The sequence below is a fragment of the Sinobaca sp. TMA16-18 genome (genome assembly GCF_059510535.1).
In genome coordinates this window covers 120,575-136,181 of record NZ_JCAKFM010000004.1, presented here as the reverse complement: position 1 = coordinate 136,181, position 15,607 = coordinate 120,575, and the positions used below count along the sequence as shown (strand labels likewise).

Below are 15,607 nucleotides of genomic sequence, written 5' to 3'. Positions count from 1 at the left end.
AAGGGGGATGAAAATGGCTGCATTGATTTTATTCTGGGTGGTTATGCTGGGAAGTCTGGTTGTGGCATGGAAAATGAAAAAGCCGGCGCTTCTGCTGATGCCGTTTCTGGCGATCGGAACCTATATGGTAATCGAGATAGCGAAAGTACCGCTGCCGTTTTGGGAAACAGTTCAGTTGATTTTCGGCCTGCAATAACATATTAAAGGAGAGGGCCAGGTATGAGAAACCAAAACGAGCAGAACGAACGGTGCATTCATTGCAGCAGTGAACGAATTGCTGTGATGTCGAAATGGCGCTACGTCTTTTTTATGTCAACGCTTCCTGTCATAATGGCGGTGATTCTGGGATGGTGGATGACATCATTTTTCTTTGTTTTCATTCCCGCTGTCATTGTGTTGAATAGTATATTGGCTGCTAAAAAGCCACCGATCATTATGTGTATGAATTGCAAAAAAGAAACAGGAAGAGTTTCACATAGTGCATAATGATTCATGCATTCATTTTTGAAAGCGATTACAAAAAAGAGGGGAGGATAGAAAAACGAAAGCGCACAAAAACTACTAACTCATAGAGGCGGGTGTTAATAAATGAAAAAAGTAGAGAAAAAAGTAGCGGATGCTTATTTTAAAACAAGGACGACGATGATTTCGATCTTTTTATTCATTGGATTTCTCGTTTCCTTCGGTGTTGTAACCTTCGCGGAATTCTTTTCACAGTTTATGTTTATGGGCGTACAGTTTCATTATTATATGGCCTCCCAGGGAGCCGTGATCGTCTTTATAATTCTTTTATTCCTAAATGCGATTCTAAATGACCGCGTGGACAAAAAATATGGCATTGATAATGATGAAAATGTCCGGATCAGCGGTGGCAAAACGGTAGATCATTAATAAAAAAATCACTGCAGCAGAATAACCATTACAGACAAACTAAACATTCAGGGGGGTCACCAGCTTGGACATGCAAACACTCGTATCTGTAAGTCTGATACTCGCTACATTTGCACTGTATATTGGAATTGCCTATTTCAATAGAGCTAAAAAAACATCTGAATTCTACGTAGCCAGCCGCGGGATTCCAGCATTCTGGAACGGTATGGCAATAGGCGGCGACTGGATGAGTGCCGCTTCATTTATCGGTATGGCCGGAACAGTTATGGCTCTCGGCTATGACGGTCTCGCTTATATTATGGGCTGGACAGGCGGCTATCTTCTGCTTACCTTCCTCCTGGCACCACAGCTTCGTAAATACGGACGGTTTACGGTTCCTGAATTTATCGGGGACCGGTTTGACAGCAATACAGCACGATTAATATCAGCAATTGCCACTATTATTATCAGTTTTACTTACGTTATCGGCCAGCTTTCCGGATCCGGAGTTGTTATTGGCCGTTTGTTCAGTATCCCGGCCGCATACGGCACGATTATCGGGGTTGTTATTATTGCGATTTATGCTTCTCTCGGCGGTATGAAAGGGGTTACTTGGACTCAGGTAGCACAGTACATCATACTTATTGTTGCTTATATTGTACCGATTGTATTTATGTCCCTGCAGGTTACCGGGAATCCGCTTCCCTGGCTGACCTATGGAAATGTCGTTAACGAGATTGGTGCTTTGGACAGGGAACTTGGATTTACTGAATACTTTGCACCGTTTTCAGAGAGTGACCGAAGTCAGTTTATTGCTCTTATGTTTACATTAATGGTGGGAACCGCAGCACTTCCGCACGTTATTGTTCGCTTCTACACCGTAACAACAATGAAAGCGGCACGTTGGAGTGGTGCATGGGCACTGCTGTTCATTGGTTTCCTTTATCTTTCTGCTCCGGCTTACGCTGCATTTTCCCGTTTTATTCTAATGACAGAAGTAGCCGGGCAGCCGATTGATCAGCTTCCCGCCTGGACGGAAAGCTGGGTCAACACGGGTCTGCTTGAAATTGCCGATACCAACGGAGACGGCATACTGGACTGGGATGAGATCGCAGTAGGTAACGATATGGTAGTAATGGCGACGCCGGAAATTGCCAATCTGGGCATGTTCGTTATTGGTCTTGTAGCAGCCGGTGCGATGGCTGCGGCTCTATCGACTGCGGGCGGTCTTTTGATTACGATCTCCTCTTCCTTTGCTCATGATATTTACTACCGCCTGATGAATCCGACAGCATCAGATAAAAAGCGTTTAAATGCAGGACGGATTGCAATTGTTGCCTCTACAGTAGTAGCTGGGATTATTGCACTGGATCCTCCGGGCGTTATCACACAGATTGTAGCCTGGGCCTTTGGACTGGCCGGCGGAACATTCTTCCCGGTTCTCTTCCTTGGCGTATGGTGGAAACGTATGAACAAGCAGGGGGCCATTGCCGGAATGCTCGTAGGTCTCGGTACGACACTTACGTACATCTTCCTGGCGCTTAATGGAATTACACTCCTTGGCATTCAGGACACAGGTGCCGGTATTATTGCCGTACCTATCAACTTCCTTGCATGTATTATCGTGACGTTATTAACCCCGGCTCCTGCTCAGCATCTGCAGGATGATGTAGTGGACCTCCGCTATCCGGAACAAATGACATATAAGAACGGTGAGGTATGGATGAATGATGGAACAGAAGAAGACAAATAAAGAATACTTGGAGCAGGTACATCTCCATCCCTTATTCAGCGGCGCACCAGCCGCTGAATTTGGTGCATTAATGGAGACATGCTCCTTACAGTCGTTTTCCAAAAATCAGCGTATTTTATACTCGGAAAGCCCGAGAGACGGGCTGCTTCTTATCCTGGAAGGTTTAACGGAAGTATATGTGAGCTTTTCCAAAACAAAAGAAAAAAACCAGGAAGTTCTTGAAGTGCTGGAAAAAGGAGAAGTTATCGGGTTATCAAGCCTTGCTGATTTTCTGGGGGAGCCATCGGCCGAACAGAACAATTACACGGTAGAAGTACGTGCCATTGAAGAGTCGGTCTGCCTGTACATTCCCTACCAGGTGATGGAAAAAGTATGGCACCGCGAAGAAGTGCGTGATTTTGTCATGCGTCATGTAGCCGTCAGGCTGAGGGATATTTATGCTTCTCTTGCAGAACAGGTGCATCTTGCCCAGAAGTGGGGGGAGAGCGATCCGTTTATTCAACGGGTACAGGACGTAATGAATGCGCCGCCTTTAATGGTGGAAGAAAAAGAAAGCATCCAGCATACAGCAGAAAAAATGGTCGATCAGCAGGCAAGTTCCATTGTCGTTGTCAACGAAAAGCAGCGGCTGCAGGGCATCATTACTGAGAAGGACCTGGTGCAGCGTGTCATTGCCGCAGACAGGAAAACAGGTACCGCAGCTGATATTATGTCTTCGTCTCCTTACACGATTTCCCGGAGGGCCTATTATTATGAAGCGATGTCGAGTTTTCTTATGAATGGCATCAAGCACCTGCCTGTCGTGAATGAAGACAGCAAAAGCCAGGTGGTCGGTATGATCACGCTGTCCGATCTGCTGAAAAAACAAAACCGCGGCAAATTTGACGTTCTACGGGAAATCGAAGCATCTTCCAGCGAAAGCCTTGCTGACGTGAAATTTGCCATTTATGAAGTGCTCGGCCATCTGATTGATGACGGCATTCCGATTCTTCATATCATGAAAGTAGTCACGAACCTGTATGACCGTCTGATCCGTCACTGTACCGAACTTGCGCTTGAAGAAGTAAAAGAAGAACTCGGAAGCCCACCCTGTGATTTTGCGTTTTTCCTGATGGGAAGCGGGGGCAGGCACGAACAGTTTATGATGACGGACCAGGATCATTTTCTTGTGTATGAAGAACCGGCTAAAGAAGAAGATCGTAAATCCAATGATGCCTATTTTAAAAAGCTTGGAGAACAGATTGTTTACTGGCTGGAAACCGCAGGCTACAAACGCTGTGATGGAAACATGATGGCAAGCGCTCCCGGCTGGCGGGGAACGATTGATCATTGGGAGGATAGAATCCGGACATGGGGTCTTCGAGCCACCAATGAAAACATCCTGCTCGGTCAGAACTTTCTTGCGTTCCGCTGGATATACGGCAGTGAAAAAGTGAGAGATCAGTTTGTAAAAGGCGTGTCCAAACAGCTCGGAAAATCAAAAATATTTCTAAGGCGTGCAGCCGAGCTTGAAAAAAACGTGCCGGTTCCCGTACTGGACCATCCAATACGTGCCCTGTTCCGCGTGAAAAAAGAAGGCATGGATATAAAAAAGCAGGCTTTGTTTCCTTTTCATCATTCGCTGCAGATTCTTTCAGCCGAGCACGGTATTTTAGGAGAAACGCCGGAAGAAATGATAGAGCATCTTAAAGATAAAAGAGTACTGGATGAACCTTTTGCCGATGAGCTGCTTTATGCTTACGAAGTAGTGCTTCACATCAGGGTGACGCAGTCATGGGACCGGTATAAGCGGGAAGAGGAAAATTCCAGCGAAGTGTCGTTCCGGCAGATGAAATCAAGGGACAAAGAAGCGCTGATACAAGCGTTAAAAGCCATACGCACGCTTCAGACAAAAGCAGTGGCGACATTTGGAATGGCTTAAAGAGATCAGGGGATGAAAAGGAGGGGAGTCTTATGATATTTTGGAAAAAAAAGAGTCTTCACTATCAGTTAAACAACGAACTGCCATTAAATACCCCGTTAAAGGAGCTCGGCTTTACCGTATTTGATACAGAAACGACGGGGTTTGCTGTAGGCAGCAGAGACCGGATGATTGAAATTGGAGCCGTGCAGGTGCAGGGCCTGGAAGTTACCGACCATACATTTCAGACTTACGTGAATCCGGAAAGAGAGATTCCTGACTCCATTCAGACCCTGACTGGCATTAAGCAGTCTGACGTGGAAGGGGCACCTCTTGCCCTGGAAGCGATTGAAGCATTTTATCAATTTATTGAACAGTATGACAGCGGCGGCTGGGTGGGCCATTATCTTGATTTTGATATTATGGTGCTGAAAAAAGAACTGGCCCGGCACAAGCTGACTTTTGATGAACCGACGTATATTGACACGCTCGATGTGATCGGTTATTTGAATCCATCCTGGGATATGAGAGATCTCTCCCACTATGCGATTCAGTTCGGTTCAAAACTATTTGATCGGCACAACGCTCTTGGCGATGCCCAGACTACTGCTCATCTGCTCGTTGAACTGCTTTATCATATTGGTGACCGGGGCAAGCTGACGCTCGGTGATTTGATTGAAATTACGAAAAAAGACAACGGTCATTAACACCCTATACGACGACAAAAAAAGCGGAAGGCGCCGGCCTTCCGCTTTTTTAATATGCTCGTTTTTTATCGGAAAACTGAATTTCTTTATCCAGCAGTTCCAGAAAATAAGGAGTGCCTTCAGGGTTTTTCTGCTGAAGCAGGCCGAGGGTCAGCTTCACGTCATCAAGCGCCCTGTGGGACTGCGTCTGGGCAAGGCCATGTGCCTGACAGAGCGAAATGAGCTTTTTGGAAACAAAGCCGTACTGTTTCCAATTGACGCCTTTTACCGAACAGTGCCACGGCTTTTCTTTAACAAAAGGAAAATAGCGGGAAACAAAACCGCGGTCAAACGAAGCGTTATGAGCGACAATCAGGTCGGACTGCTCCAGAAGCAGTTCGATTTTAGGATGATCGAGGCTTTTTCCGCGGACATCTTCATCGGTAATACCATGAACCCTTGTAACACCCGGCGGAATCGAGAAGCTTGGTTCATTTAAGTTATTCAGCTCTGTGAGAACCTTTTCCACTTCGCCGGTTTTATTGTTAACAAGACAAACGACTAAACCGAGTTCGACCACTTCATCTTCTTCCTTGGACATTCCTGTGGTTTCCACATCAACGATAGCTACTTTTACTAATGATGGATCGGTATGGGACTGGTCCATCAGCTGTTCAGGCAGCCACACCCGGGTAACGCCGTTTTCTGTTTTTTTATCCAGAACGCGGGAGTGGGTAAGGTACCATTTGAGGGAAGAGGAAACAGCTCCAGGTACCTTCTGCTCTGCTTCTTCAGCGGCAATACCCGGAGTTTTTATTAATACTTCGGCAAGAGCGTTGCGGGCGGATTCGATGTCATCAATACCGCGGACCGCCTTTTCATGTTGAACGGAAGTATAGGCTCCTGCCTTATACACAGAAGCAACGGCTTCACGTGCAAGTTCAAATTGATCAGTGGTAAGATAACAGCGGAGCAGCACATCCCGGCATAACAGCTGACCGGGAGGTTCTTCTGCTTCCTGCATGTACATTGGGAGCAGGACAATGCCCTGTTCACACAGCTCAATCGTACGCTCCAGGTCCCCCTCCTGGGTGGACGTGGGACGGTTCGCTTCAATATTCTGGTTTAATTTATTAAATATATTAAGAATAGCACTCATGACTGTTCTCCTTTATAAACGATATATGGGCTCAAAAAATCAACTTCTTATATATGATACAGGACGAAAGAAAAAGGGTAAAATAATAAATAGGAAAGGCAGCGATAAACATGCCGGAAGGACCAGAAATCAGACGGGCCGCAGACCAGGTGGAAAAAGCTCTACAGGCAGGCCCCGTTACAGAAATGTATTTTGCATTTCCCCACCTTCAGTCGTATACCGCTTCGTTTGAACAGGCAGCAGTATTAAAAGTGGAGACGAGAGGAAAGGCGATGCTGATCCGTTTTGATAACGGCTACACCATTTATTCCCACAACCAGCTGTACGGGAAGTGGTATGTCCGTTCAGCATACAACTATCCTGCTACAAAGCGCCAGCTGCGGCTGGCGATACACAATGAAAAGAAGTCCGCTCTCTTATACAGCGCGTCGGAAATAGAAGTACTTAGAGACGAAGAAGTGGAAGATTATCCGTTTTTAGCGAAAATCGGCCCGGATATTTTAAATAATGAAACGTCCTCTGCGGAATTATTTGAGCGGATGACGAGCCGGAAGTTTGTTAACCGAAAATGGGCCTCCCTTTTACTGGACCAGTCGTTTGTAGCAGGCATCGGCAATTACCTGCGAAGCGAAATTTTATTTGAAGCGGGGATTCATCCGGGAAAAAGGCCCGCGGATTGTACCGATGAACAGCTTCAAAGCGCAGCCGAAGCGCTGATTACATTAGTAGAGCGCTCCTATCAGACAGGAGGTATCACCACAGACCGGGAAACAGCCGGCCGCCTGAAAGAGAGAGGGCAGAGTTACGCGCAGCGAAGGCACTGGGTGTTTAACAGAGACGGGGACCAGTGCCGTATAGACGGCACGGATATTCAAAAGATTACGGCAGCGTCGAGACGGCTTTATTTTTGTCCTTCCTGCCAGCCGGAATAAAAAGGAGATGTGGAAAATGCTGACGGTTTATTTAGTACGCCATGCCCAGACCGAATGGAATGCGCAGGGAGTTGTGCAGGGGTGGAAAGACTCTCCGCTGACCAGGGACGGTACCGCAAAAGCCGAACTGCTGGGCAGGCGCTTAAAAGAGATCCCTCTGGACGCTGTATACGCGAGTCCGACAATGCGGGCGGTAAAGACAGCCGAGATCATATCCGGACAGCCGGCCGCTTCCATCAAAAAAGAAAAAGGGCTGATGGAGCTTAATTATGGGAGCTGGGACGGCCGATCAGCGGAAGCCATTCAAAAAGAAGAAGAAGCAAAAGTGACGACTTTCTTTACCGAGCCCCATTTATTTGAGGCACCGGGCGGCGATACGTTTCCCGCCCTCCAGCAGCGGGCGGCGTCTGCCTGGGAGAACATAATAAATACACACGAGCAGGGCCAAATTCTGCTTGTGAGCCATTCTGGTACATTGAAATGCCTGCTGGCGTATTTAAAAAAAGAATCGCTGAAACATTTTTGGGAAGCCCCTCCACTGGCGAACTGCAGCCTGACTCATATTGAAATAAAAGACGGGCGTATAGATGTAAGAAAAGAGGGAGATACAAGCCATTTTAATTAAAGAAGGAGGAGCATCCATTGAAAAAAAGAACCGGTAATCACTACCAGCTCCGTTTAATGAATCTGGATGACGCAGAAGATTTGTACTATATTGCAACGGAAGCATCCAACTGGACGTACATGGTGAGGTACCTTTCTTCAGTAGAAGACATGAAAAGCATTATTGAAGAGGCCTGTCTGGAATACGAACAGGGAACCTCTTTTCCTTATACGGTTATTGAGAAAAAAACAGGGCGCGTCAGAGGATCGACCAGGTTATACAACTACTCCCAAAGCCGGCGTACGATAGAGCTTGGATCGACTTATTTCAGTTCTTTCCTGCATGGCACCGGCATAAATGCCGAAACAAAATACCTGCTGCTTCAGCAGGCATTTGAAGAAATTCATGCGATTCGGGTGCAGATTTTAACAGATGAAAAAAATGTGCCGGCCCAGCGGGCATTGGAGCGCCTTGGGGCGGTAAAAGAAGGAATGCTCAGAAACGAGCGTCAGCTTCATGACGGCCGGATCCGAAATGCAGTAATGTATAGTATTATTGCAGAGGAATGGCCTAAGATTAAGGTACAGCTTAAATGGAGAATGGGATAAGAGAAAGAACGACGCAAAAAGCAGGAGAGGTTTCAAATGACGACACTAAAACCAAAGGCTGTATCAGCCAGAATAAATTGGGTAGATGTAAAGGAAGAGGAGTGGGTGATCAAAGGTACCTGCACTTCTATACCAGAAGAAATAACCTACAGAAAAATAAAAAAACATTCGCTGGCAACTGTCATCCATTCAGGAGATAAAGAGCACCAGTTTACGGTGGATTCTATAGAATGGAATGTCGTAAAGCCGAAAAAAGGAAAGGCCGGGCGCGTATCCTTTGTCTGCCGTATACCACTTGAAGCCCTTTATTTACATAAGGTGACGGCGCACATTAACAACTGGGAGGTCTATATCCTTTTGTCGGATGGCAGCAATGAGGCTGCAGCCAGGCTGCGCGCGCCTACTGCAGATAAGCTCTACATGGAAAAGCTGTATTACGGCGATCGGGCTTTTTTAAAGGTGTATAAAACACCAAGAGGCTATGTGAATATTACGAGAAGAGAAGCATGGGATGGGGAAACGCTGAAAGATATGCCGATGAAAGTAGTGGATATTGAACGTTCCGGAGACACGTACCGCATCACGGGCATGGGGAATCGAAACATTCTATCAGATATTCCGGATCTTCATTCGTCCGGCATTCTTTTAAAGAAGAGAGAAAAAATACTTAATAAAACATTAACCATAAAGTGGCTGGATGACTATTTCTGGCAGGCAGACTGGATCTCCTCCGAACCGTCCTTTTCCGGCGGATTATGGGACGCTCACTTTTATATCAAGACAGACAAACGCAGGCTGTACCGCATGAATATAGATTCGGGCGAATTCCTCCCCGGGGCATATCATCGGGCGGAAGTGGATGGCGGCATCCGCCGGATACGTCCGTATCGTACATCAAACGGAGGATTTTCCTTTAAAGTATTCGCAGACTTAGTGAAAGTTTACTCCTGGAATTCCGTCTACCAGGACAACAAAGTGCATATGAGCGGCAGTTTTCAGTGGGGAAAGTATGAAGTGGATGCGTTTCATCTCTGCCTCGCCGACAAGCTGTCCGGTGAAATAATTCGGACGCCTATGGAAACAAAAAAAGGAGATCAGAAGGCAAAAGAATACACATTTACATGCAGCCTGCCGGAAAAGTCTCTTTTCTTCGGAAAAATGATTGATACGTCCCGATATGAAGTGTATTTAAGCGCAGAAGTGGATGCGCGGCTGATGGAATACCGGTTTAGAGCAGAGCAGAGTATTTTTGAAACAGAACCAAGAAAAGAATGGCGGCGCGGCGATTATGTATATAAAGGATTTTTCTACGCTACGGTCAACAACCGTCTAGGTTATATATTGAAAGAAGCGGGCATTGTACGAAATGTTACCGCCTTAAACGTACAGGGTAACAGCTTTTTTATAGAAGGAACGGCCAGCCTTAATGCCATGGAAGCAGCTGATCCGGCAGACCAGTCACTGACTATTGTAGCGAAAAGCCGGGAGACAGAACGGGAGGCATTATTTGTCCCTTATGAAAAAGAAGGGGACGCCTTTAAAGTGGAAGTGCCGCTCGATCAGCTTCAATCGCTTCACGAGAGTAAAGATGTCATTGATTTGTACATTCGTGTAGAACTGGGGACATACATTCGGGAAAGAAAGCTTGGCCAGGAAGAATTCACCTATTATAAAGATGATATTATTGCCTCCCACTCGTTACAAACAGAGGGGGAAGTTCTGGAATACTACGCGACCCACACTCCGCGGGGCAATGTAAAGCTGGAAACCGCGCTGCTTTCTAAAGAGCACGCGGCCTGGCTGAAAGAAAAAAACGAAACGTACGCACGCTCTACCGGGAAATATACGTGGATTATTGGGGAAAGACCGGATACTGCGCAGGATACAGGGTATCATTTCTTTAAATACTGCCGTCTGCATCACCCCGAAATTGATGCGTACTACGTTGTTAACGAAAAAGCGGAAGATTTCAGCAAAGTGGCAGCGTTTGGAAATGTATTGGCTGCCGGCAGTGACGAGCATGTAATAAAGGCGCTGGAAGCGGATGCGTTTTTTGGATCCCATGATATTGAATACCTGCTGCCATTTAAAGGTGCTTTAATGGAGTCATACAAGCGGGCCAAAAAAGTCTTTCTGCAGCACGGTGTACTTGGCCGCAAAAGAGTAGAATACGATAAAAAGTACTACCATTATCCTTTTGATATTTTCTGCGTCAGTTCGGAAATGGAAAAGCAGATGGTTATAACAGAAATGGGATACAGTTCCGCTGAAGTGAAAGTTACCGGCTTATCGAGGTTTGATGAACTGCTGGATAACCCCGGACCTAAGCGGAAAATTCTGTTGATTCCAACGTGGAGGGAATGGCTTCATAATGAGGAAGCGTTTTTAGACTCTACCTATTATAAAAGGTACAAGTCGCTTATTCACAATGAAGAGCTGCATGCCATGCTCGAAGCTCATAACGTGGACCTGGACTTTTACCCTCATTATCGGATGCAGCCGTATATAGACCATTTTACAGTCGAGAGCACAGAACGTATTCGTGTGCTGAAATTAGGGGAAGTGTCCGTACAAGAGCTCTTAAAGGAGAGCAGCCTGATGATCACGGATTATTCCAGTGTTTCTTTCGATTTCAGTTATATGGGAAAACCGGTGATTTTCTATCACTTTGACGTGAAAAGTTTCTTTAAAACAGGCAGGCTCCGTCCACTCGAAGAGACTTTTCTTGGGGATACAGTTAAGTCAGAACACAATCTGCTTAACAGCATCCGCGGACATATCGAACAGTCTTTTCAGGAAAAGAAATCGGTGGCCGGCATGAAATCATCTATTTTCACCCATATTGACCAGAAGAATGCAGAACGTATTTATCAGGAAGCAGTAGATGCCCTGAATCATCCGGAATAAAGAAAAGGAGTGCCTTAAAAGGTACTCCTTTTTTAAATTAAGTAAAAGTGTGTAATTTTTGTTTAGTTTGTTACATATTTTTATAAATCATTGGGCAATATTTCCATGATTACTCGATGATTGCGGCGGTATATGTATGTTATAGTATAAAAGTCAACCAGTAGAAAGTAAATTTTATATTAATTTTGATTAAAAAAATTAACATTATCATCTAAAAATAAATACAAATAAAACATATAAAGCTTAACAAGGAGGGCATTAGTTATGAAGAAAGTTATTACGTACGGCACATTTGACTTGCTGCATTGGGGCCACATTAATCTGCTCAAGCGTGCAAAAGACCTAGGAGACCATCTAATTGTTGCCATCTCCACAGACGAGTTCAACGCACTAAAAAACAAAAAAGCTTATTATCAGTATGAGCAGCGTAAGATGATTCTTGAAGCTGTCCGTTATGTAGATGAAGTGATTCCGGAAAACGAGTGGGAGCAGAAACTCGAAGACGTGGTAGACCGTTCGATTGATACCTTTGTCATGGGAGATGACTGGAAGGGCGAATTCGACTTCCTTAAGCCTTACTGTGATGTTGTGTACCTTCCAAGAACAGCAAACATTTCAACGACCAAAATCAAAAAAGAGCTTCTTCTCGTGAACAACTACTAAAAAAAGCAAGCTGAATATAATGGAACAAAGAGAGGGGGAACGTAGTGCTCTCTCTTTTTTTGCTTAAAAGTCACAAGAATCTCCATCCCTGTATGGAAAGACGGTGCCAATAAACCTGGCTGTGTGTCAGGTTTTTCTTTACGTTTTTTACGAAAAAAATATAAAAAGGAAAACCCTCCTCTGCCGGGTGATCACATATTCCACAGTAATTTAAGCAGTTCAAAATCAAAAGGATTCCTGCTATATTATATAAGGCTCTCTTTTTAGCTGCCGGAGAACGACCTGTTATCATAACAGGCGAAGGCAGCATGCCCCAGATAGAACCCTGATGAGAAATACACCGCCGCTGCTTTCTCAAAAACAGCCGGCATTGCTTTCTAATAGATGGAGCCAGTGGAGGATTTAGTGATATGAAAAACCTATCCGTTAAGAAAATAAAGAAATCATCAAACAAAATTAAAAAGTCTTATCTAAAAAAAGTAAAAAAGATTAAAAAAAATACATCCAAGCGCTATAAAAAGTTCAAGAAAAGCAAAAGCCTGCAGCGTTCGCTGCTTTCGTTAATCGGCCGCCTGCCCGGAAAGAAAGATATTGTAGTATTTGAGAGTTTCTTCGGAAAGCAGTACAGCTGTAACCCCCGGGCTGTGTATGAGTACTTGAAGGAACAGGATCCAAAGCGTACGTATTACTGGAGCGTGGATCATCGGTATAAGGGGAAGTTCGAAGAGCATAATGTAAATATGCTTCCCCGGTTTACCCTCAAGTGGTTTATGGTTATGATGAGAGCGAAGTACTGGGTATTCAACAGCCGGCTTCCGAAATGGATACCAAAACCGGAAAAAACGGTGTACCTGCAGACGTGGCACGGTACACCGCTGAAAAAACTGGCACTGGATATGGAAGAAGTACTTATGCCCGGCACTACAACAGAAACGTACAAAAAGAATTTTGTGAATGAAGCGAGCCGGTGGGACTATCTGATATCTCCTAACCGCTATTCCACGGATATTTTCCGTCGTGCTTTCAGCTACGACAAAAGTCTGCTGGAAACAGGCTATCCGAGAAACGACTATCTTGTGCACCATAAAGAAGAAGACGTCCAGAGGGTCAAACGAAAGCTTGGCCTTCCCGAAGATAAAAAAGTAATCCTATATGCTCCAACGTGGAGGGATAATGAATACCATTTTATCGGACGCTATAAGTTCAGCCTGAAAATGGACCTGGATCAAATGCAAAGAGAGCTGGGAGATGAGTACGTCGTGCTTCTTCGGCTGCACTATCTTGTATCAGACCAGGTGGATGTAACCGAACACGAAGGATTTGCGTATGACGCGTCCAACTATGAAGATATTCGTGATTTATATATTATCAGCGACATTCTGATGACGGATTATTCGTCTGTTCTGTTCGATTACGGCGTGCTAAAGCGCCCGATGATTTTCTTTGTTTATGACATCGAAAGCTATCGTGACCAGCTGAGAGGGTTCTATTTCGATTTTGAAAAAGAGGCCCCGGGCCCGCTGGTGCGGACCACAGACGAAATTATTAAAGAAATCAGGCAGGCCGATACCATTATGGAGCGTTACAAAAAAGAATTCGAGATATTCGAAAACAACTACAATGCTCTTGAAGACGGAAATGCCTCCAAGCGGATAGTAGAGCGGGTATTTCTAAAATAGAAGAAATAATGCCTGTTATACTGGAACGCACCTGGAAGCTGAAAGAGTAACAGCCGGCACCCTGTAGTGATTTCCTAATGTATCGGCAAAAGAGGGAACTATTATGAAATCTGCAGTATTAATTTGCAAAGAACTGTACCAGAGCCTGTATTTAATACGAAGGCTGTCAGTCTATGAAATCAAAAGCAAAAATAAAAACAACTATTTAGGTATTGCCTGGGAGATTATAAACCCGCTGATTTTTATCGCTATTTACTGGTTTGTATTTGGGTACGGCATCCGCGGCAACACCGGCGTGGACGGCGTTCCGTTTTTAAACTGGATGATGGCCGGTATTACCATCTGGTTTTTTGTTCAGCCGGCGATCACCCAGGGCTCTAAATCCATATTTTCAAAGATTAAAATGGTAGCCAGGATGAATTTTCCAACGAGCGCTATTCCAACGTATATTATTGTGTCCAAGCTTTATCCCCATTTAGCGTTAATGGTAATCGTAGGCATTTATATGCAGTTTACAGGGTACCCTGTAAACATGTATTACCTGCAGTTTCCTTACTTTCTATTTGGAACCATTGCGCTCGTTGTATCGTTTGTATTAATTTCGTCTACGCTTACTGTATTAGTGCGCGATGTGCAGATGTTTATTCAATCCTCTATCCGCGTCATGCTATATTTAACGCCGTTTCTATGGACAACCGATTCCCTGCCGCCGGCAATTCAGTCCGCTATGCAGCTTAATCCGCTGTATTATCTTGTAGAGGGATACCGGGCTGCTTATTTTGGAGACGGATGGTATTTCATTGACCAGTGGGAGTATACTTTATATTTCTGGGGAACCGTTGCGGTATTTTTTATTATCGGAGCCGCCCTGCATGTTCGTTTCCGCCGTCACTTTGTTGATTTCCTTTAATGGAAGAAGGGGTCTCTATGGAAAAAGCAGTTATCGCTAATAATTTAACAAAAAAATATAAGATTTATGATTCCCAGTCGGAGCGGCTGAAGGATATGCTTCTGCCTAAAGACTTCGGAGAAGAATTCTATGCTCTCCGCAATGTATCGTTTGAAGCGGAAAAAGGGGACATTATCGGTCTTCTCGGAGTAAATGGTTCAGGTAAATCAACGCTGTCGAGCATCTTGGCAGGAATTGTTCCTCCTTCAGACGGGGAGCTTATCAAAAATGGGGATTCAGCTATCATTGCAGTATCATCCGGTCTTGACCTGAAGCTCTCCGGCCGGGAGAATATCGAGCTGAAATGTTTAATGCTCGGTTTTTCCAAAAAGCAGATTAAAGAAATGGAAAGCAGCATTATTGAATTTGCCGAGCTCGAAGCATTTATCGATCAGCCGGTGAAATCGTATTCAAGCGGGATGAAGGCAAGACTTGGTTTTGCTATCAATGTCAGCATTGACCCTGATATTCTTATTATTGATGAAGCTCTTTCTGTCGGGGACCGGGCTTTTGCAAAGAAAAGCCTTGATAAGATGAGGGAGTTTAAAGAAGAAGGCAAGACGATGTTTTTCGTCAGCCATTCCATCAGCCAGATGAAAGAATTCTGTACAAAAGCCCTGTGGCTGGAATTCGGCGAGAAAAGAGATTACGGTCCGCTCGAGGAAGTGCTAAAGGAGTATGAAGCATTCCTGGAAGAATACAATCAGCTTTCCAAGCAGAAGAAAAAAGAATTCAGGGAAGAAGGATTCAAAAAACAAAGCCGGAAAACAGTAGAGCCGGCCTCTTCCTAAAAACAGTGCAAGGCGGCCGGAAGCGGCCGCTTTTTTATATACCGGCAGTTGACTCTTTTTGTAAATAGTCGTATAAAAAAAGAGAACGAAACCGGGTTTGAAAACT

Annotated in this window: 15 protein-coding genes; 14 read left to right on the top strand and 1 reads right to left on the bottom strand. The window is 44.9% G+C overall.

Annotation, left to right across the window (positions count from 1 at the left end):
- Nucleotides 1-13: 13 nt before the first annotated feature.
- From AC5W14_RS09105 to AC5W14_RS09080, 6 genes are all read left to right on the top strand, one after another.
- Complete coding sequence (locus AC5W14_RS09105) at nucleotides 14-196, top strand: hypothetical protein (protein ID WP_496060343.1); 183 nt, start codon at nucleotides 14-16, stop codon at nucleotides 194-196.
- Nucleotides 197-219: 23 nt separating this feature from the next.
- On the top strand, nucleotides 220-486 hold the full coding sequence (locus AC5W14_RS09100) for a hypothetical protein (RefSeq protein WP_496060344.1): 267 nt from the start codon (nucleotides 220-222) through the stop codon (nucleotides 484-486).
- 102 nt (nucleotides 487-588) lie between these two features.
- Nucleotides 589-891 (top strand): DUF4212 domain-containing protein, encoded by a 303-nt coding sequence (locus AC5W14_RS09095; protein WP_496060345.1) that lies wholly within the window; start codon nucleotides 589-591, stop codon nucleotides 889-891.
- A gap of 64 nt (nucleotides 892-955) precedes the next feature.
- Nucleotides 956-2,623, top strand: a complete 1,668-nt coding sequence (locus AC5W14_RS09090) for a sodium:solute symporter family protein (protein WP_496194183.1) — start codon at nucleotides 956-958, stop codon at nucleotides 2,621-2,623.
- Nucleotides 2,598-4,544, top strand: a complete 1,947-nt coding sequence (locus AC5W14_RS09085; protein ID WP_496194182.1) for a DUF294 nucleotidyltransferase-like domain-containing protein — start codon at nucleotides 2,598-2,600, stop codon at nucleotides 4,542-4,544. Before AC5W14_RS09090 ends, AC5W14_RS09085 begins: the two co-directional genes overlap by 26 nt.
- 32 nt (nucleotides 4,545-4,576) lie before the next feature.
- Complete coding sequence (locus AC5W14_RS09080; protein ID WP_496194181.1) at nucleotides 4,577-5,230, top strand: 3'-5' exonuclease; 654 nt, start codon at nucleotides 4,577-4,579, stop codon at nucleotides 5,228-5,230.
- Between the two features lie 49 nt (nucleotides 5,231-5,279).
- Here AC5W14_RS09080 and AC5W14_RS09075 read toward each other — a convergent pair whose 3' ends face one another.
- Complete coding sequence (locus AC5W14_RS09075; protein WP_496194180.1) at nucleotides 5,280-6,368, bottom strand: exonuclease domain-containing protein; 1,089 nt, start codon at nucleotides 6,366-6,368, stop codon at nucleotides 5,280-5,282.
- Nucleotides 6,369-6,478: 110 nt separating this feature from the next.
- Between AC5W14_RS09075 and nei the strand changes: the two genes are divergently transcribed.
- The 8 genes from nei (at nucleotide 6,479) to tagH (ending at nucleotide 15,501) form a co-directional block, all read left to right on the top strand.
- On the top strand, nucleotides 6,479-7,300 hold the full coding sequence (gene nei, locus AC5W14_RS09070) for an endonuclease VIII (RefSeq protein WP_496194179.1): 822 nt from the start codon (nucleotides 6,479-6,481) through the stop codon (nucleotides 7,298-7,300).
- Nucleotides 7,301-7,316: 16 nt separating this feature from the next.
- The gene (locus AC5W14_RS09065; protein WP_496194178.1) at nucleotides 7,317-7,925 is read left to right on the top strand and encodes a histidine phosphatase family protein; all 609 of its coding nucleotides are present in this window, start codon (nucleotides 7,317-7,319) and stop codon (nucleotides 7,923-7,925) included.
- Nucleotides 7,926-7,942: 17 nt separating this feature from the next.
- The gene (locus AC5W14_RS09060) at nucleotides 7,943-8,512 is read left to right on the top strand and encodes a GNAT family N-acetyltransferase (protein WP_496194177.1); all 570 of its coding nucleotides are present in this window, start codon (nucleotides 7,943-7,945) and stop codon (nucleotides 8,510-8,512) included.
- A gap of 36 nt (nucleotides 8,513-8,548) precedes the next feature.
- Nucleotides 8,549-11,419, top strand: coding sequence for a CDP-glycerol glycerophosphotransferase family protein (locus tag AC5W14_RS09055; RefSeq protein WP_496194176.1), 2,871 nt, complete (start codon nucleotides 8,549-8,551; stop codon nucleotides 11,417-11,419).
- A gap of 264 nt (nucleotides 11,420-11,683) precedes the next feature.
- Complete coding sequence (tagD, locus tag AC5W14_RS09050) at nucleotides 11,684-12,082, top strand: glycerol-3-phosphate cytidylyltransferase (protein ID WP_120193725.1); 399 nt, start codon at nucleotides 11,684-11,686, stop codon at nucleotides 12,080-12,082.
- Nucleotides 12,083-12,492: 410 nt separating this feature from the next.
- Nucleotides 12,493-13,761, top strand: coding sequence for a CDP-glycerol glycerophosphotransferase family protein (locus tag AC5W14_RS09045; RefSeq protein ID WP_496060353.1), 1,269 nt, complete (start codon nucleotides 12,493-12,495; stop codon nucleotides 13,759-13,761).
- Between the two features lie 103 nt (nucleotides 13,762-13,864).
- On the top strand, nucleotides 13,865-14,671 hold the full coding sequence (locus AC5W14_RS09040) for an ABC transporter permease (protein ID WP_496060354.1): 807 nt from the start codon (nucleotides 13,865-13,867) through the stop codon (nucleotides 14,669-14,671).
- Between the two features lie 17 nt (nucleotides 14,672-14,688).
- Nucleotides 14,689-15,501: a teichoic acids export ABC transporter ATP-binding subunit TagH gene (gene tagH / locus AC5W14_RS09035; protein ID WP_496194175.1), complete on the top strand. Its 813-nt coding sequence runs from the start codon at nucleotides 14,689-14,691 to the stop codon at nucleotides 15,499-15,501.
- The last annotated feature ends 106 nt before the right edge of the window (nucleotides 15,502-15,607 follow it).